Raw genomic sequence first — 16,317 nt, 5'->3', positions numbered from 1 at the left:
TCGAGCATGACTGAAAAACTGGTGTACCAGACTGACCACCTCGGCATCTTCATTGGTGCCGTGAAGGCTGAAGAATCGCCGCTGGAGCCGGGCGTCTATTTGATTCCTGGTGGATGCGTCGAAGCGGAGCCGCCCACGATTCCGGAACACAAAGCCGCGTGGTGGAACGGTAAAGCCTGGCAGTTGGTGGATTACTTCGGCGGCGTTGTGGTGTACAGCACCGACACCGGCGAGCCGCGAACATTGGAAGGCTTCGAAGGGGTGCCGGCGGGTTTCACCATGAAGAAGCCCGGGCCTAGTCAGGTCTGGAAGAATGGCGAATGGGTTGATGACATCGACGCCGTGTTGGCTGCACTTCGGGACAAGAAACTGCAAGCGATCGCCGCCGGCAGCACGGCTTATATCGCCGGTGGCTTTACCTCCAGCGCACTGGGTGAGCCATACCGCTACAGCAGCGCGATCGATGACCAGGTAAATTTGAATGGCCAGGTGCTGCTGGGCCTGGACGACGTTTACCCGTGCTATGACGCCGACCAGGTGCTGGCCTTCCGGCCGCATACCATCGAACAGTTGCAGAAAGTCAGCCTTGACCTGGTGCGCTTCCGGCAGGCCGCACAGCAGCACGCGGAAACACTGCGCCAAGCTGTGGCGAAGGCTCAGAAAGACAAAAATCTGAAGGCAATGAAAGCCATCACCTGGACGCCGCCGGCATGACCTGGGCACCGGTGACAATGCGCTGGCCGGAGCAGGCCACGCAGTGGATGGCCGGGCTGTCAGCGGCCAAGGATCTGGCCGGTGGCGAACTGGCCAGCACCGCCCAGCGCCTGGTTGGCCTGAGTGGACTGGCCAACACCAACCCGGGGCCGGTCGGTGATGCAGCAAAAGGCGCGATCGCGGCCGGACGCGCAGCGCTGGCCGAGCAGATGGGGCAGGTTCCGGCGTGCCTGGTCGTGACGCCATTTCAAAGCGGCGTTGGCCAGGGCGCAGGATATCAGCGCTTTCTATCCGCGCCCAACGCGCTGGAACATCTCGCCAAGAAACTGGAAGACGCCAGCGACAGCGGGCGTCCGACTGGGCCGCAATACGCGTTGTCGATCCTGTTCCTGGGCACGCGCCTGGAACAGCTGGCCAGTAGCTTGGCGCGATTCAATGCGCTGCTGCCGATCCCTGACCTGGTGCGCACCGAGCGCCGGGCGCAACACCTGGTGAAACTGGAGAGCGAAAAGTGGGAGATTCCCGGCGCCGGTACTTTGCCACGCTGGCAGGGTTTGCCGCTGGAGCGTTGCACGGTTGTCAGAGCTGCCAAACAGTCGATGGCGGGGCAGATAGCCGTGCTGGAAGGCTACGCCGCCGACAGCACGCCGTTGGCCGATCTGGCAGCTCTGGCAGCTCGCAAGAGCGCCCAGCAGCAGGGGCGAGATAAACAATTGGCTGACCTGAAAGACCTGCTGGCCGGGGGCAACCCTGACGTCAGCATGCGCGCGCGGATGATTGGCCCAGGCACTGCCGGCGAATTACGCCGCGAGTTGTTGGCCGGCGATGCGCCGGGCCATGAATGGATTCAATGCGCCGGGGTTTTGTTGGTCGGCAGCAAAGAAGGGCTGAGTTTTGTCCAGGAACTGGTGGGCCTATGACGCTGCTACTCGACGGGCAAAAAGTCCAGGGCAAGAACCTCAAGGTCACCGCCAACCTGCGAATCGAAAGCGGCGACATGTCCGGCCAGACCAGCAACACCGACAAGGCGCACAAAGGCTTTAAGCCTAAGACGCTTGCCGTCTCGCTGATGATTCCTTTCGTGGATAAAACCCAGCTGACGGATCTGTTGCGCATGGCTGAAGCCACCGCCGGCGGCGGTCAGTTGCATCTGTACCGGATAGTGAACGACACGGCCGAAACCTTCGGCGTGCGTCAGGTGGAATTTTCCGACGGTGTCAGTGCGCGGGAAGCCGACACCCTGAAAGCCTGGCTTGTGCAATTCACGCTGAGCGAACGCGAATCGAACCCTGAGAAAGTCGAAGGCCGGCGCGCCGGCAACAAGGTAGACGCTCAAGGTGCCCCGGGTAGCCCGGTCGGTGACGGCGGTGCCGGCAACGGAGAAGGAACCAGCGACAACCCCGCGCTGAGCGGCTTCGAAAAGGTTCTGGGACGTGTGGATAAGTGGCTGGGCGGGAGTGAGCAGACTTGAAACTGCACAAGATACTTTCCATCAACGGCGCCCGGATCGCTCTCATCAGGGAGGACGTCCGGCTGGACGCTACCAGCCCCGGCCGGGCGAACTTCACAGTTAAATCCTCTGTGCCGCTGAAAGGGCTGGTGACGCTGGACATCGGCTACAACGAAGGCACGTTGCAACGCCACTTCATCGGCTATGTCGAGCGCTGCACCGCCGCCAATGCGGTCGAACAGGTACTGTTTTGCCGGGAACTGGCCGCAGTGCTGGCCAACCCGTTGCCGTTGAACCTGCGTCATGTGGATCTGCGCGCCGTGTTGGTCCAGGTCAGCGAACAGACCGGACTGCGCTTTCGTGTCCCCGATCGGCCTTATGCCAGCGTGAAGGCGCCGTATTTCTACAGTCTGGCCGCCGGTTACCAGGCGATGGACAGTCTGGCCCGAGTGTTCAGCATTCCCGACTTCACCTGGCACCAGCTGGGCAACGGTGAAGTGTTCGCCGGCAGTTGGGCCGACAGCTTCTTTGGCGCACGTGCGCCGCTGCAAATCCCCACGGAGCTGTTTGACGGCTACCAGGGCAACCAGAGCGCAATGGTCGCGGCCCTTCCCGGCGTGCGACCAGGTGCAACGATCAACAACGGCGAGCGCATCACCACGGTGACGCTGACCAACGACCAGATGGCTATCCGATGGAAGACGCAATCCGCCGCGCTGTAGAGCGGCAATTTCCCGAACTTACCGGTGGTTACCACCTGCCGCGTTTTGCCCGGGTTACCGCCGTGGCCGACGCGCCGGCGGACGCTGGACTGTGCGACGACTTCCGTCCGCGATACGCTGTGGACATTGTCGTACTCGGCCCAGATGACGAGCCAGATCCGACCATGCCGCCGCTCAATGGCGTGCCGTTGCCGCTGCCGACCGGTGGCGAGGAAATGGGGATTTATGCCTTTCCGGAGGAGGGCACACGGGTCGTGGTGTGCTTCGCGTACGGCCTACCGAACAAGCCCTATATCCAATCGATCTTGCCGCACGGCCTCAGCATGCCGAAGGTGCCGAAAGGTGATCAGGTGTGGCAGCACAGCGAGGCCGCCCAGCAGCGCGTCGACGCCGACGGCAATTGGTTGCGCCAGACCGATGGCAAGATCCGGGATCAGGCGATCGAGCGCGAGGTTGAAGCCCTGGACAACCGCGAGCAGTTCCAGAGCCACACACGGGCGGTCGACGACCATTCGACCGAGTCGGTGGGTGGCGTGAAGACGATCGAGGTGTTGGGCGCACTCAAGCTGATGTCGGGCGGATCCGCGAGCTTGGCGGCGGTGGACGATCTCCACCAGGCTACCGGCCGGGATCTGAATTCGGTTGTGGGCCAGAAGTACAACGCCACAGTGGGTGGCGACATGCAGGAACGGATTGAAGGGGTGCGCGAAAGTGTGGCTGGAATTAGTCAACGAATGCAGGCTCCAAAAAGCTGGATAGGTTCAGCGAATGTGAACGTGCTGCAGGTGCTCTGTGAACTTTTGGATCTAGTACATGAGATGAACACGCAGCTAGCAGCTCACTCACATCTACCAGGGACAGCTCCGAGTCAACTTGATGTGGCGGGATTTACTTTGAAGGCGAGCCAAGCGAGAACGCTAAGTAGAGAGTTAAAATCAATAACGGATTAGATTAGGTGAAAGTACGTAAAGTCCCTGATTCTCAAGTTGGTTGCGATTGTTTCACTATTGTCTGTGAATCCAAAATGAGCAGTATTATCTTCTGTCGATATTGTCGCGTCGGTCTATTTTGAGTTTTTTAATGAATATTGCAGCCAGTGGATGCGTGGTTTGAATGGCTGCAATATTCGTTGTTTTTGCGCTGTCTATATTTCGGGTGTTAACAACTATTTCGAGTCATTAGGCGGTTTTTTTTCGTTTTTTGAACTGGGCTTTTCAGAAGGAGGTGAAGGTTCGATAAGCTTCTTTGTGTTGTTCGTGTTTTTACTACTTAGGCTGTTAGCGATATCGAGCGCCCTCATTTGGTCGGCAGCCTGGCGCAGCGTCTTCATGCTTTCCTCGCTTGGATTAAGTGATTCGTAAAGACTCTTTAAGTAATCTTTATTTTGGGTTACTCCGATTGGAAGGCTTTTTAGGTGGTCGAAGTTGTTCGAAAATAGGTTGCCGATTGTTTTCGCGTAATCAGAGTTTGTGCCGAACATCTCCTTCAGTTTTTTCTGATATTCGTCATCATAAGGAAGTTGAGAAGCTCGGTAATAGTCCGCTAGCGATTTTCCAAGTGAGCTAGCTATTCCAATACTTTTAGTTTTTGTTGTGCTTTTTTCTCTGATGTTATTAATGCTGTTTTGTAGTGAGTCTATTATTCCTTTGGAGGTAAGGCCTTCTGACTTTAAATTATCAATCTCTTTTTGCATGGATTCAATGTCTGAGTCACGGGCGGCCAGAGCTAGTTCGCCCTGTAGCAATGCAGCATCTGTCGTTCTAATTAACTCGTCGAGTTTTATAACGAAAGACCCCATGTCGTCAGCAGTTCCGGATAGGCCATTGAATACGCTAAGGTAATAAGTTAAAAGTTCATTGTCCGAGAAGTCAGGGTATCTGACTTTGTGGTCGATTTCACTCCATCCCTCTTGGAATATAGTCCTAACCTGAATTTCGACTAAAATAGGTTCTTTTTCTGGGTTATAAGAAATGGCATAGTGAATAGAGCGGTACCCAGCCTCGTGAATATCTTCGCTAGCTCCGCGTTCAATGATTTCTGTAAGCTCTCGATCGCCTTGTCTTTTGAAAATTGCAGTGTCCGTTACTCCCCAGGTCGCTCGGATTTGTTCGTCGACTGTTATACAGTCTTCTTTCAATAAGTGTAATGCTCTTACACCAATGAGGTCTGAGACAACTGATCTATAGTTCTCAGCTGTAACTCCCGCCCATTTGGGTTTTATTGGAGTTTCTAAATTTTTTCTTAAAAGTTTTTTTAATAGGCTGAAAGTGTCTTTAATTCGCCATCTTACAGAGTGAACGGCGTTAAATGCTTGAATTCTATTTGCTATCGCCCCTCCATGGAGAGCCAAAATTTGCGAGGCTTGTTCATGATGCCTGGCAATGGCTTCAAAGTTAGCCCAGTCGAGTCCAGATCTGTCCCAGTCCTCAACGGTATAGCCAGCTTTCTGTAAAAACTGGTCCCGGGTCATTTGAAAGTGCATTGATAACTTCCTGTAGTTTTTTCAAGATCGTACAGTATTTTTGCAGAGTAGCGATAGACGGTGATAGTTACTATTTTTTGATGTGCATAGTTGAGCAGTTTGAGCAGTGCCGTTCGTATCAAAAACTGACTCAGTAAGGTAGTTCCCCCCCCCCCCTCTCATCTGGTTTTGTAAGCTTCGTTGCAGCTCCTGCAATAGTGCTACACGGTGCGGTGACAGAGCGATCTGTTGATTGTTCGCTATGCTGCTTTTGCTCCTATGGTTCCACAGCACGGCTGTCGAGTCCTCCTCGTACTGAATGATCTCGTCGGGTAACTCAGGTGCCACTTTGATTGGGCTAATGGAGTAAAGCCATTCGGGAAGCTTGCGAAGCGTAAACAGATTATGCCCTTGATTCTGCCATCCTCAGCAACCATGTCGATTTCCGACACGGTTGAATCAATCCGCATAATCTTCAGTTGCCAAGGGCGTGCATATTGATCCGAGTTCTGAGGCAGTCGGAAGCGGATCGCCATCATCGGTGGTCGGCCGAAACTCTGTCACCCACCAAAAAAAATTCCTGAAAAAGCACTTATCCCCCTCCCGCCGACGGACTTTGTGTCCTTTTTTTGTGCAAATCCAGATGTATTGCAAACGATCCTCCCGCCCAAGCGGGCCGTGGTGCACCGCAGGACATCAGCGATTTCATTATGTGAAAGGTTTTGAAAGGAAATGCAATGCGGTTGCACAGCGGTGCCAAGGGCGGTCACGAAAGGAGTGTCGCCGGCATGCCCGGTTTCATTGAGCGAGAGCTTTTGAAACGAGGGTTAAGGCGCATTTTCAAAAACGCGCCCGATCTTTTTTGGACAGAGATTGGCTGTGTGCGGGGAGAGGCTGAATACGCTGCAAGCCACAACAGGCGGGGGCTGTGCCGTGTTTGATGCCTTTCACACTATTGAACGTGATTGATGATCAGACCGCCATCCTCCAGCCAAGTCAGATTAGATCGAAAAAGGCAGTTTTATTGAGAGTTGTTCTCAGGGGGAGGGGTGGCTTTTTCAAAAAGAGCGATATCAGCGATACGACATTGCAAGCGGGGCTGGAAGCCCCGGTTTCAAAGGGCTTCCGATATTACAATGCAAGGTAATACGAAGCGATATGAACAGTAATATTTCCAGCAAGCCCTTGTATTCATTGGGTTTTAAAGAATAGAAATATAGCTTTATAGAAAGGTAACACTATCGCTTTCCTATCGCTCAAATATCGCCTTTCCACAGAAACTCCGGAAGCCTTAATCTACAAAGGCTGCGGCTGATTTTCGGAGGGGATATTACTAATATTACTGTTTTTTTTGACCCGCACGTATTTTAGAAATGTCAGCGCAGCGGGCCTGCCAAGCGGTCACGCTCGTCCTCAGACATAAGCTCGCGAGCTTGAATCTCAAGTGACACATAAACCAGTGCATGCATCACTCCGCAAAGGTAGGCGAGGCTGGCATTCAAAGTTGGACGACCTGATGCCGCAATTAAGGCGTCTCGGCATTTATCGGATTTGGTCTGATCCGGCTCTAATTCGTGAGCCATCAAATTTCTCAGTTTGTTCAGCTGATTGACCATTAACCAAAAATGGTCGGTTCCCGAATTGAGGGGCATAAACGACCTGGCCAATCCGACTATTTGCTGAAAAGTGAGTCGCAAACCGCGTAGGTGATCGGGATTTCGAACTGACTGGTAGCAGAAGTCCCGAATGACCCCCTCAATCAACAAGTGAGCTTTCAAGACTGCGGCTTGCTCATCAAGTTCTGTGGAGAAATGTTTGCTGAAAAGGTCCCCGTGTGTTTTGAGAAACTGCGGACCTTCAAAATTCTCATCAGTGGGAATGGCGGACATTGGAAACGGCTCCTAAAACGGCCCCCGAAGCGGCGACTCCAGATCTCAGCTAGGCTGAAACCCTTGAAATGATTGGAGCGGGTGAAGGGAATCGAACTCTCGTTATCAGCTTGGGAAACTGAACAAATCTCACCTTCCCTTGCTGGATTTATTAAATAACGCTTTGGAGATTGTAAGATTAATCTTCCGTTCCAGATAGAATCTCTTCGAGAAGGTCATCCTCTTCAATTTCGTTATTAATATCTATTGCTGCCTTCTCCAGGGAGTGAAGCGCTGTAGTTTCTATAGTTCTCAGCATTGACCATATTTCATCGTCACCGAATTCTCTTAGCACGGGACGAAGGGCGCCGGAGTATACCTTGAGTTTTCCTAAGGTTTCAGTTTCGTAAAATGAGGCTGTTTCTATGATTTTTCCAAAGTTACTATTTCCGCATTGTTTAAAGAGAGCTAACGCAAAAGAGCCGCAAATTTCTACGTGAAGTTCACAGGATGAGGTGGTAGGTCTTGTAAATTTCTCTATGTTATTTTTAGTTACTTCTACTCTTGCGCCCGGCATCAGCTTGTCGAGAAAATTTAATAGCTCGTTAGAATCGTGTTTTTCAATAAGAGCTGAAAGTTTTTTTAGTTCTGTTGGCAGGTATTTCAATGTGTAGTGTTTAGAGTATCGAAGAGGGTCAATAGTTTTAAGGAATTGAAGTGCGTGCTCCCATTGTTGGAAGTTTGCAATAGCCGAGTCATAAATTTTTATTGCTTTCGCTTCTGACAGGTCTCGAATGAAAGCTGCTGCGTGATAGTCGAGAATACTTTTATGAAGAAAGGTTATCGTATCGATTCCCTCTTCTAGCATTAGGCAGGAGACTTTAATAATGTCTTTTCGAAATTTTTCATTTTCGCAGGTCATGCTTTTTCTGTATTTTTTTGCGGCTGCGAATACTTTGTCAAATTTTGCGCTGGTCATTGAGCGGCCGATTTTGCTCTGTACGGCCATGAAACAAAAAGTTTCAAAAAATATCTTTAAATCGCTTTCGGATAAGCCGCTATGGTGTTGCCTATTAAATCCAGGCTTCTGCTTGTCGTGTTTGGCAAAGACAACGCCAAATAGCTTGTCAAAGAAACCGGAGAGAGTTGATGGTATTTCTTTCTCGGTCTGATAAATCATAACCACTAATGTCAGCATCAGCGGTGTGTGAACCACGCCCTTGATGCTTTCTGCACAGTTTTCCAAAGCTGTAATTACATCTGATTTTTTAGCTGGGTCATCTATAAGCTTCGAGACGAATGGATTATAATCACTGGTTGTAAGTGGAACAAGTTTTATTACTTTGAAGCCCGAGGCGTTTTGGATGTTGCTTCTCGGCCGGCTGGATACAACTATTTTTAGTGATTTGTATTTTCTTTGGATTACACCGAGCTGTAGGATTACATCGGGTACGCATTCACTAGGTACTTCGTCAAACCCATCTAAAAGTAAAACTATCTTGTCTGACTGTGCTAGGTAATCAAAAATTTCATCGTTGTATTTTATGCTGATGGATTCAAGAAATAACGATATAGAATCTAGCAGGGAGCGGCTTGATGTAATCGTACGCAGCTCTAAAAATATCGGGATTCTTTTTGGCTTTTTTGTTCTTATCATCGACGCTGCAAGGTGTCGCAGGAACATCGACTTCCCTTGTCCGACAATCCCTTCAATTACTAGATTGCCTGGCGGCAATTCGTCTATAGAAGCAATCTGTTTTGCTTTTCGCTGATGTTCTATTTTTGATGGGTAGTAGAAGTCTTCGAGAGGTTGTTCCTCTTCTCCCGACCATATCGTCTTTACGTAGTTTAGCTCCACGAGTGTTGATACGATATTGTTTATGCCCGCATCCGTGGACCATTTATACAATCCTGTTTGGACCTTGCCTTTTGCGCCGTTATACAGATCAGTGATGATTGGCCTTAGGGTGTTTGTCAAAGCGATTGTTGTCAGTGTAGCGCCCGTCATAAAATATCCCTATTAGTGGTTCAGGGGAGGAGAATACCAGCCGTAAGTTGTAAAAAGCGATTCTGAGCGTCAGCAATAGATCGAAATAGATGTGGCACGGGCTGGATCAATCGTCGGGCATACCCCCGGAAGTGGTGGGTACGATCCGATCCCAGGACAAACCCAGTGGCGTGATCACTCGCCTGTCACTGCTTGTTAGGGCTCGCCGCTAGGCAGGTGTGGGCCAGCTACTAAGGTTGTAGGATTCACAAAACCGCATTTGTGCCCAAGATAGGTGACAAACTAGTCCTTTTCCAGATTTCTTAATCGTGCCAAGCCCTGATTTATAAACCTTGCATTTTCCCCAATTCGTTCAAGTGCCCCGCGAGCATTCTCACCCACGGCCTCATGTCCCTGCTGCTCGACTAACAAAACCAACTCCATCAGCGCAGCTTCAAGCCCGAGCTGGTTTTCATACATTTTTTCGAGGACGACGGTGAGGGAATATTCGTTGGCCATATGTTCGACTCCATTCGGAAAGCAGGAAGCATAGCAGTGCACTAGGGGGCTGATTTCGGTTCAAGGTTGGGAAAAAGGTAATTTTGGTAAGCCGGTGCTAAAAATTGGCTGCAGCCCTTATAGACCGTGGCTTTGATGTATTACCTTTGAAGGTAATATTTGGTAAGGCTGGAGGTAATATTACGCCAAGTGGCTGATTTTATTGGGTTTTATAGACAGCTGAAATTACTACGACTAAAGGTAATTTTTTAACCTTTTCCTTACCCTATTATTACCTTTGTGAGTCACCTATAAGTAGCTGTATTCGTTAGGTTTTTTCTGAAATTAAAAAGAACATTACCAATATTACCTTTTTCCCATGGGTCAACCTGAAAACGGGGGCAAGCACAGACGGGGCGGTGGCTAGCCTTCCATTCGCTTGGTGTAACGCTCACGAAGTCGCCTGCAGCCACGATGAACAGTGCCGGGATTGGAGCCGAAAACCGCTGCTTAAAATTTGCTACAGCAGTCGGCAGAGGGGATGGGACAGGGAGGGAGGAGAGCAGAGCAGGTACACAACTGGTACACGGGTTCGTGACGAGGCGCTTGGGCTTTTATTTGCAGGACGTAAAAGAAGGGTCAGTCCGATCCATCATAGGAGCGACGGACAGCGCTTGTAAAAAGTGCACAGAGCATCTCGCAAATGGCGACAGGCTCTGGTTCGATCACTGTGCTCATTAAACGTTTTAAACACAGAAAAACTCGCATGTTTAGATGAGGCTTATTGTTGTAGTCGCTCACCTACAACACCTTGCGCCACGCCCTACACCTAAGACAGAATCCGCCGGCTTGTGACTCTAGCTCGCGGGTTCTATCGTTCCTGGGTCACTGAAAAACAGTGATCGGGTTTGGTAGACCCGCAGCATTGATGCATTGCGTCATCCCAGCACAGCGCCTTTCTTGGGGGCTGTTTTGATGGTGGCCATGCGCAGGGCTTCTTCGGAAGCGCCGGTTCCAATGCCCGGTCTACCAACCTTCGTATGGCCGCCACCCATCGTTTGGTAGCGAGAGGGTGAAAGCTCCACAAATAGCATTGGAGTTTCACTTATGTTCAAACCAACACCCAACCCGCCAGAAACCGACCCCGCATCCCCCTACGAATCCCCCCATTCCAAAAAGCTCCACGAAGCCGCCGAGCGTGCGCTTGATCACTATCTCCTTCCCGCCAGCCAGATCATGGCCAGCACCAACGAGCCCGAACGCATGTACTTCGCCAATCCGAAGTACGACACCGAGTCCCTGCTGGCCAACGCCAGTGAAACGCTGAGTTCCGCGTCCGAGTTGCTCAACAACTTCGCCGCGCTGCTTGATCCCTCGAACCGCAAAACCGCGCTAGGCATTGCGCAGGTGGTGATGTTGGGCGAGTTGGCGGTGAATCAGGCGTTGGATCACGTCGAAATCAAGCCGTAAAACCCGTGTCCCTCTGCGGCGTGCGACAGGCCGTCGCCGCAGAGGGGCGGGCATCTGAATCGGCTTTTCCAGCGTCTTTTTGCACCAGTAGCGATGTGCCACAAATTGTGATGGCAATGCGTCATCACGCGACTCTAAAAGTTCAACCATTGTACAAAAATAAAAAGTTGTACAAGTTTTCCTAAAGTTTATAGCATCCCTTCCAGATACCTTTTGCTGAATCGATAAATCTTGTGTGCAGACGCCCTGTTTGCGACGTGATGGTTTTGTCTGCCGATGCTTGTGTCGGGTCTCTTTGACGCATCAACAGCATCGCATTTTGCATTTCCGGGACAGCTGGAGCGTCCCGTAACACGCCTTGGATGACGACCCCCGAATGTCTGGACGGTGACTGCGGTTGCCGAAGATCTATTTTTTGTGCCTGGCGTTTCGCGTCAGGGCGTTTGAGGCTGAATATGGCAGTTGCATCGAATTTCCTGGGTGATATCAAAGTTTCCCGCAAGCTGGGAACCGGTTTCGGCATTCTGTTGCTGGCTGTTTTGGCGGTTGCTTTCATTGGCTATAACAGCAACAGCGTGCTGGTTGATCGCTTGAGTACGACGCGGCTGATCGGCACGTTGAATGACGCTACGCAAAATATGCGTCTGTCCGAGAAACAGTACGAAGCCGCTGCTGACGCTGCCTTCGTCGATTCTTATCACGCTCAGTTGAATGTCTTGCAGGGCCTTGTGAGCAAGGCGCTGGACACGTTGACGCGCGCTGAAAACCAGCAAGCCTTGAAGGCGTTGCAAGCCACGATTGTTGCCTACGATCAGAAGGTAAAGCGGCTGATTGATGCCGATAAGTCGACGACGGATGCCCTGAAACCGCTGGGTGCGCTGTCGGACAAGTACGCGCAGACCTTTGCCGGCATGCTTGAAAGCACCACAACCAATGCCCTGGCGTCCGCCGATGGCGAGCGCGTGCGGGAGCTGCGCACGGTGGCCGACTTGCGCAACGGCATGACCACGTTTCGCCTGATGTTGCGTCGTTACATTGCGGTACCCGACGACGCGAACAAAAAAGTGCTGATGGAAACCATCGACACGTTCCTGAGTGATATCACCAAGGCGCGTACCAGCCTGCCGGCGACCCTGTCGAGTCAACTGGAAGAAGCGCACGCCGGGATGCGTCGTTATCGCGAAGTCTTGGTGGAAGTGGCCGGGCTGTTTGAGCAGAAGCAGAGCATGCGCCAGCAGGTCGACCAGGAAAGCAAGGCGATGGACAGCATCATGAACGGCCTGATGGACACCCAGCAGCGCCTGGCGCGTGAAGATCAGCGCTCAGCCTTTATTCAGATGGCGGTGTTGACCGTGTTGGCGCTGGTGGTCGGGCTGTTTGCTTCGGTGGTCATCTCGCGGCAGATCACTTTACCGCTGGCGCTGACGGTTGATCTGGCTCGGCGTATTGCCAAAGGCGATCTGACGGTTCAGGCCAAATCGGCGCGCAAAGATGAGTTGGGCGATCTGCAAAACGCGATGCAGGACATGGCGCAGAACCTGAATACGCTGGTGCAAGGCATCGGCAACGGCGTCACGCATATTTCCACCTCAGCGGAAAAACTCTCGGCCATGAGCGAGCAGACCAGCGCGGGTGTTCGTCAGCAGAAAAGTGAAGTGGATCAAGTCGCCACGGCGATGCACGAAATGGCTTCGACGGTGCAGGAAGTTGCCCGTAACACGACAGACGCCTCGGCTGCCGCGACCTTGGCCGAACAGCAGGCGCGTCACGGCAGTACGGTGGTGAAGCAGGCGACGGTGCAGATCAGCGAGCTCGCTGTGGCCATTGAAGAGTTGGGTGGTGCGATGAACGTGCTGTCTCAGGACAGTGAGCAGATCGGCAAAGTGATCGATGTGATCAAAGCCGTCGCGGAGCAGACCAATTTGCTCGCGTTGAACGCCGCTATCGAAGCGGCGCGGGCAGGCGAGCAGGGCCGTGGTTTCGCCGTGGTGGCAGACGAAGTACGTTCGCTGGCGCAGCGGACACAGGACTCGACCAAGGAAATCGAAGCGCTGATCGTCACCCTGCAACAAGGCACGCAAGCGGCCTCGACGCTGATGGCTTCCAGCCGCGAGCGCACCCTCGATACGGTGGTGTTGGCGCAGAAGGCCGAGCTGGCGATTACCGAGATCAATCAGTCCATCGGGACGATCCAGGAAATGAGCCTGCAGATCTCGGCCGCTGCCGAGCAGCAAAGTGCCGTGGCCGACGAGATCAATCGCAGCATCGTCAGTGTGCGTGATGTGGCCGACCAGTCGGCGGTTGCCAGCGAAGAGAGTGCGGCGGCGACGATTGAGTTGGCGTCGCTGGGGCAGGACTTGCAGCGAATGACCGCGCATTTCCGCACTTGATTTTGTGAACGATGATCCCACGGCGCCTTCAATATATTCAGGCGCCGTTGGGCTACAGTTATGGCTGGGTAGCACATAACCGAACAGCTGCTTATTGATCACATGGACGTTTACAACCCGTTATCAGGGGGCTTCATGACCGAATTTCCAAAATCATCCGCCTCTCCCGGAGGCTGCCAGGGCTGTAAAAACAAAGGCGCGCCGGATCTGGATTTCGCCTTCGCGTTTCAGCCGATTGTGGATCTGCGCGATCAAACGACCTTTGCCCATGAGGCCTTGGTTCGAGGCGTGAATGGCGAAGGAGCGTTGTCAGTCCTGGAGCAGGTGGACGATCAAAACCGATATCGATTTGATCAACTGTGTCGTGTGCGGGCGATTTCCACGGCGGCTCAGTTAGGTATGACCGAGTACCTCTCGATCAACTTTTTGCCGAATGCCGTTTACCGTCCGGAATTGTGCATTCGCAGCACGCTTGAAGCAGCGCGCGCTCACGGGTTCCCGCTGGATCGCCTGATCTTCGAGGCGGTTGAGGGCGAGCACGTTGAAAAGAACAGCCATCTGACGAACATTTTGCGTGAGTACCGTGAGTTTGGTTTCAAGACGGCAATCGACGACTTTGGCGCAGGGTATTCCGGCCTTAACCTGTTGGCGGATTTTCAGCCGGATTTGATCAAGCTGGACATGGCGCTGGTCCGGGATATTCACCTTGATCGTGTGCGCCAGACCATCGTGCGTAACGTCGTGAACATGTGCAGAGAATTGGGCGTTGAGGTGATCGCCGAAGGTATAGAGGATGCCCAGGAAAGAGACTTTCTCGCCGATTGCGGCATTTATCTGATGCAGGGTTTCTGGTTCGCCAAGCCTGCTTTCAAATCGCTGGCGCAGATCCCCAAAGGTGCGTGGCTGGAGAGATGATCTCGTTCAGCCTGCACTGATCCGCTCGATAACGGCGGCCAGCGCAGGTCGCTTGTTCTGCCACTCAGCCTTGGTTATTCCCAACAAAACCACGTCGACCCGAACCCCATCTTTCACCACGTTCTGCCGGCGAACGCCTTCAATCTCAAACCCGAATTTTTGATGCATCTTCACTACCGCTGAATTCATCGCCAGTACCTCGCAATTCAGCTTTTCCAGCCCCGCCACATCAAACGCGTAATCGAGCATCCAGAACTCGACCACGCTGCCCAAGCCCTTGCCCTGCAAGCCAACGTCCAGATAAAACGCCCAATCTGCGGTTTTCTGCGCAGCGTTGATCGCGTTCAACGAGACGATCCCGACCGCTTGCTGATCCTTGATCACTACAAACACTTGCTGCCGAGGGTTGTCCTGCAAAGAGGCCAGCCAGTTAGCGTGTTCCTGTTCGGTGATTTCATGAGAGGTGTACATGAATTTGCGCACGTCCTCTTGATTGCGCAGGGTGCGGACATGGGCCTGGAGGGCGGGGTCGGCTTCGGTGAGCGGGAGGAATTGCATGGTGATGTCCTTGTCTGGCGGTCAGGCGATACTGAACCGGCGCTGTCGATCCGGAAAATTTCATGTTGCGGTGTACGGGGCAGGCCTAGGATGTTGGCACAAGATCGTTGCTTTTCATCCCGAGGGGAATCGTGCCATGCGCCTTGATGTCTTCAAAGTGTTGTTGATTGCGGGAACGGTGTCGGTGTTGAGTGCGTGTTCGGGGGCGGGCGGGTTGACGACCAGCAGTTGTTTTTCGGCGGATTGTCAGTCGCTGGACGGGCAGAGCCATGCGACGACTTTGAAGTTTGGCGGGAGCAGTATTGGTAGTAGCTTGAACCAGTACAGCTCCGGGATGTTGCATGACGATTGAGTGTTTGTGCCTGAACCTGAAAAAAAGTGGGGCCGCTCGCGACCCGTCGGGGATAAATCCCCTCACCACAGGTTCAATGTGAGCCTGACTGCTCAGTGCAGGTCTGGTTGATTGAGTGTCAGGCTCGATTGCTTACTGCGGCACGGCCAGCCATTCACCAATGACCTTCTGGTATTTGCCAGTGACTTTGCTCAGGTGCAGCCACTGATCAACGTACAGCTTCCAGCTGATGTCATCACGCGGCAGCAAATAAGCCTTCTCGCCGTACTGCATGAACTGTTGCGGATTGACCGCGCACAATCCCGGTTTCAACTTCTGCTGGTACAGCGCTTCCGAGGCGTCGGTGATCATCACGTCGGCCTTGTTGTCGAGCAGTTGCTGGAAGATCGTCACGTTGTCGTGCAGGGCCAGTTGCGCCTTGGGCAGGAAGGCGTGGACGAAGGCTTCGTTGGTGCCGCCGGCGGGTTCCACCAGGCGCACGCCGGGCTGGTTGATCTGTTCGACGGTCTGGTATTTGGCTTGATCGGCGCAGCGCACCAGCGGGATTTTGCCATCGACGTCGAGGGTGTTGCTGAAGTAGGCCTTTTTCTGCCGGTCCAGCGTGACCGAAATCCCGCCCATGCCGATGTCGCACTTGCCAGCCTGCATGTCCGGCATCAGGGTTTTCCAGGTCGTTGGTACCCACTCGACCTTGACCCCGAGGCTGTCGGCCAGCGAGCGGGCCATGCTGATGTCGATGCCTTCGAAGTCGCCGTCGGTGCGTTTGAAGGTGTAGGGCTTGTAGTCGCCGGTGGTGCAGACGCGCAGTTGGCCTTGTTGCTGGATGGTGTCCAGGTGCGAAGAGGTTGGCTCAGCGTGGGCGCCGGCGGCCAGGGTGAGCAGGCCGCAGAAGATCATCGTGCTTTTTAGCGTTGTCATGGCGATCGGGCTTA

16 protein-coding genes and 1 pseudogene are annotated in these 16,317 nt (G+C 53.0%); 10 read left to right on the top strand and 7 right to left on the bottom strand.

Features of this window, described 5'->3' with window-relative positions:
* Nucleotides 1-6 precede the first annotated feature (6 nt).
* From ACA069_RS18925 to ACA069_RS18905, 5 genes are read left to right on the top strand one after another with little or no spacing between them, the layout of a single operon-like run.
* Entirely contained in the window at nucleotides 7-714 is a 708-nt protein-coding gene (locus tag ACA069_RS18925; RefSeq protein ID WP_497614911.1) for a DUF4376 domain-containing protein, read from the top strand.
* Nucleotides 711-1,634 carry a hypothetical protein gene (locus ACA069_RS18920; RefSeq protein WP_497614910.1) on the top strand — a complete coding sequence of 308 codons (924 nt, stop codon included), beginning with the start codon at nucleotides 711-713 and terminating at the stop codon, nucleotides 1,632-1,634. The genes ACA069_RS18925 and ACA069_RS18920 overlap by 4 nt, the downstream gene beginning before the upstream one ends.
* Nucleotides 1,631-2,185, top strand: coding sequence for a baseplate complex protein (locus tag ACA069_RS18915; protein ID WP_497614908.1), 555 nt, complete (start codon nucleotides 1,631-1,633; stop codon nucleotides 2,183-2,185). Before ACA069_RS18920 ends, ACA069_RS18915 begins: the two co-directional genes overlap by 4 nt.
* Nucleotides 2,182-2,886 carry a hypothetical protein gene (locus ACA069_RS18910; protein ID WP_497614906.1) on the top strand — a complete coding sequence of 235 codons (705 nt, stop codon included), beginning with the start codon at nucleotides 2,182-2,184 and terminating at the stop codon, nucleotides 2,884-2,886. The genes ACA069_RS18915 and ACA069_RS18910 overlap by 4 nt, the downstream gene beginning before the upstream one ends.
* Complete coding sequence (locus ACA069_RS18905) at nucleotides 2,859-3,836, top strand: hypothetical protein (RefSeq protein ID WP_497614904.1); 978 nt, start codon at nucleotides 2,859-2,861, stop codon at nucleotides 3,834-3,836. The genes ACA069_RS18910 and ACA069_RS18905 overlap by 28 nt, the downstream gene beginning before the upstream one ends.
* 215 nt (nucleotides 3,837-4,051) lie before the next feature.
* On the opposite strand, the gene ACA069_RS18900 is transcribed toward ACA069_RS18905, so the two are convergent.
* The 5 genes from ACA069_RS18900 to ACA069_RS18880 form a co-directional block, all read right to left on the bottom strand.
* The gene (locus ACA069_RS18900; RefSeq protein ID WP_497614902.1) at nucleotides 4,052-5,368 is read right to left on the bottom strand and encodes a RelA/SpoT domain-containing protein; all 1,317 of its coding nucleotides are present in this window, start codon (nucleotides 5,366-5,368) and stop codon (nucleotides 4,052-4,054) included.
* A 21-nt stretch (nucleotides 5,369-5,389) separates the two neighbouring features.
* A complete protein-coding gene (locus ACA069_RS18895) occupies nucleotides 5,390-5,695 on the bottom strand; it encodes a hypothetical protein (protein ID WP_497614901.1) in 306 nt (101 codons plus the stop codon).
* Between the two features lie 1,028 nt (nucleotides 5,696-6,723).
* On the bottom strand, nucleotides 6,724-7,236 hold the full coding sequence (locus ACA069_RS18890) for a hypothetical protein (protein WP_497614899.1): 513 nt from the start codon (nucleotides 7,234-7,236) through the stop codon (nucleotides 6,724-6,726).
* 178 nt (nucleotides 7,237-7,414) lie between these two features.
* Entirely contained in the window at nucleotides 7,415-9,223 is a 1,809-nt protein-coding gene (locus tag ACA069_RS18885) for an NACHT domain-containing protein (RefSeq protein ID WP_497614897.1), read from the bottom strand.
* A 282-nt stretch (nucleotides 9,224-9,505) separates the two neighbouring features.
* Complete coding sequence (locus ACA069_RS18880; RefSeq protein WP_497614895.1) at nucleotides 9,506-9,721, bottom strand: hypothetical protein; 216 nt, start codon at nucleotides 9,719-9,721, stop codon at nucleotides 9,506-9,508.
* A gap of 1,086 nt (nucleotides 9,722-10,807) precedes the next feature.
* Between ACA069_RS18880 and ACA069_RS18875 the strand changes: the two genes are divergently transcribed.
* The 4 genes and pseudogenes from ACA069_RS18875 (at nucleotide 10,808) to rimA (ending at nucleotide 14,475) form a co-directional block, all read left to right on the top strand.
* Nucleotides 10,808-11,170, top strand: coding sequence for a DUF6124 family protein (locus ACA069_RS18875; RefSeq protein ID WP_123532299.1), 363 nt, complete (start codon nucleotides 10,808-10,810; stop codon nucleotides 11,168-11,170).
* Nucleotides 11,171-11,532: 362 nt separating this feature from the next.
* A pseudogene (locus ACA069_RS18870) lies at nucleotides 11,533-12,702 on the top strand (methyl-accepting chemotaxis protein); the annotation flags it as partial.
* Nucleotides 12,688-13,560, top strand: a complete 873-nt coding sequence (locus tag ACA069_RS18865) for a methyl-accepting chemotaxis protein (RefSeq protein WP_497618269.1) — start codon at nucleotides 12,688-12,690, stop codon at nucleotides 13,558-13,560. The pseudogene ACA069_RS18870 and the gene ACA069_RS18865, both read left to right, overlap by 15 nt.
* A 135-nt stretch (nucleotides 13,561-13,695) precedes the next feature.
* Nucleotides 13,696-14,475, top strand: a complete 780-nt coding sequence (gene rimA / locus ACA069_RS18860) for a S6 modification regulatory phosphodiesterase RimA (RefSeq protein ID WP_187677668.1) — start codon at nucleotides 13,696-13,698, stop codon at nucleotides 14,473-14,475.
* 6 nt (nucleotides 14,476-14,481) lie between these two features.
* Here the strand turns inward: rimA and pseH are convergent, their stop codons facing one another.
* Entirely contained in the window at nucleotides 14,482-15,033 is a 552-nt protein-coding gene (gene pseH, locus ACA069_RS18855) for a UDP-4-amino-4,6-dideoxy-N-acetyl-beta-L-altrosamine N-acetyltransferase (RefSeq protein WP_497614893.1), read from the bottom strand.
* Between the two features lie 136 nt (nucleotides 15,034-15,169).
* Here pseH and ACA069_RS18850 point away from each other — a divergent pair, with 136 nt between their 5' ends.
* Entirely contained in the window at nucleotides 15,170-15,385 is a 216-nt protein-coding gene (locus tag ACA069_RS18850; protein WP_489881084.1) for a hypothetical protein, read from the top strand.
* Nucleotides 15,386-15,517: 132 nt separating this feature from the next.
* Here the strand turns inward: ACA069_RS18850 and ACA069_RS18845 are convergent, their stop codons facing one another.
* Nucleotides 15,518-16,303: a transporter substrate-binding domain-containing protein gene (locus ACA069_RS18845; RefSeq protein ID WP_497614891.1), complete on the bottom strand. Its 786-nt coding sequence runs from the start codon at nucleotides 16,301-16,303 to the stop codon at nucleotides 15,518-15,520.
* Nucleotides 16,304-16,317 lie beyond the last annotated feature (14 nt).

The sequence above is a fragment of the Pseudomonas sp. LBUM1652 genome (genome assembly GCF_059716105.1).
The sequence above is the reverse complement of the archived record's forward strand: the minus strand, read 5'-3'. Positions and strand labels throughout refer to the sequence as shown.

Coding starts and splice junctions, on each gene's coding strand:
- ACA069_RS18925 (WP_497614911.1), top strand. CDS start 7: ATGACTGAAAAACTGGTGTACCAGACTGACCACCTCGGCATCTTCATT.
- ACA069_RS18920 (WP_497614910.1), top strand. CDS start 711: ATGACCTGGGCACCGGTGACAATGCGCTGGCCGGAGCAGGCCACGCAG.
- ACA069_RS18915 (WP_497614908.1), top strand. CDS start 1,631: ATGACGCTGCTACTCGACGGGCAAAAAGTCCAGGGCAAGAACCTCAAG.
- ACA069_RS18905 (WP_497614904.1), top strand. CDS start 2,859: ATGGAAGACGCAATCCGCCGCGCTGTAGAGCGGCAATTTCCCGAACTT.
- ACA069_RS18900 (WP_497614902.1), bottom strand. CDS start 5,368: ATGCACTTTCAAATGACCCGGGACCAGTTTTTACAGAAAGCTGGCTAT.
- ACA069_RS18890 (WP_497614899.1), bottom strand. CDS start 7,236: ATGTCCGCCATTCCCACTGATGAGAATTTTGAAGGTCCGCAGTTTCTC.
- ACA069_RS18885 (WP_497614897.1), bottom strand. CDS start 9,223: ATGACGGGCGCTACACTGACAACAATCGCTTTGACAAACACCCTAAGG.
- ACA069_RS18880 (WP_497614895.1), bottom strand. CDS start 9,721: ATGGCCAACGAATATTCCCTCACCGTCGTCCTCGAAAAAATGTATGAA.
- ACA069_RS18875 (WP_123532299.1), top strand. CDS start 10,808: ATGTTCAAACCAACACCCAACCCGCCAGAAACCGACCCCGCATCCCCC.
- ACA069_RS18865 (WP_497618269.1), top strand. CDS start 12,688: ATGCAGGACATGGCGCAGAACCTGAATACGCTGGTGCAAGGCATCGGC.
- rimA (WP_187677668.1), top strand. CDS start 13,696: ATGACCGAATTTCCAAAATCATCCGCCTCTCCCGGAGGCTGCCAGGGC.
- pseH (WP_497614893.1), bottom strand. CDS start 15,033: ATGCAATTCCTCCCGCTCACCGAAGCCGACCCCGCCCTCCAGGCCCAT.
- ACA069_RS18850 (WP_489881084.1), top strand. CDS start 15,170: ATGCGCCTTGATGTCTTCAAAGTGTTGTTGATTGCGGGAACGGTGTCG.
- ACA069_RS18845 (WP_497614891.1), bottom strand. CDS start 16,303: ATGACAACGCTAAAAAGCACGATGATCTTCTGCGGCCTGCTCACCCTG.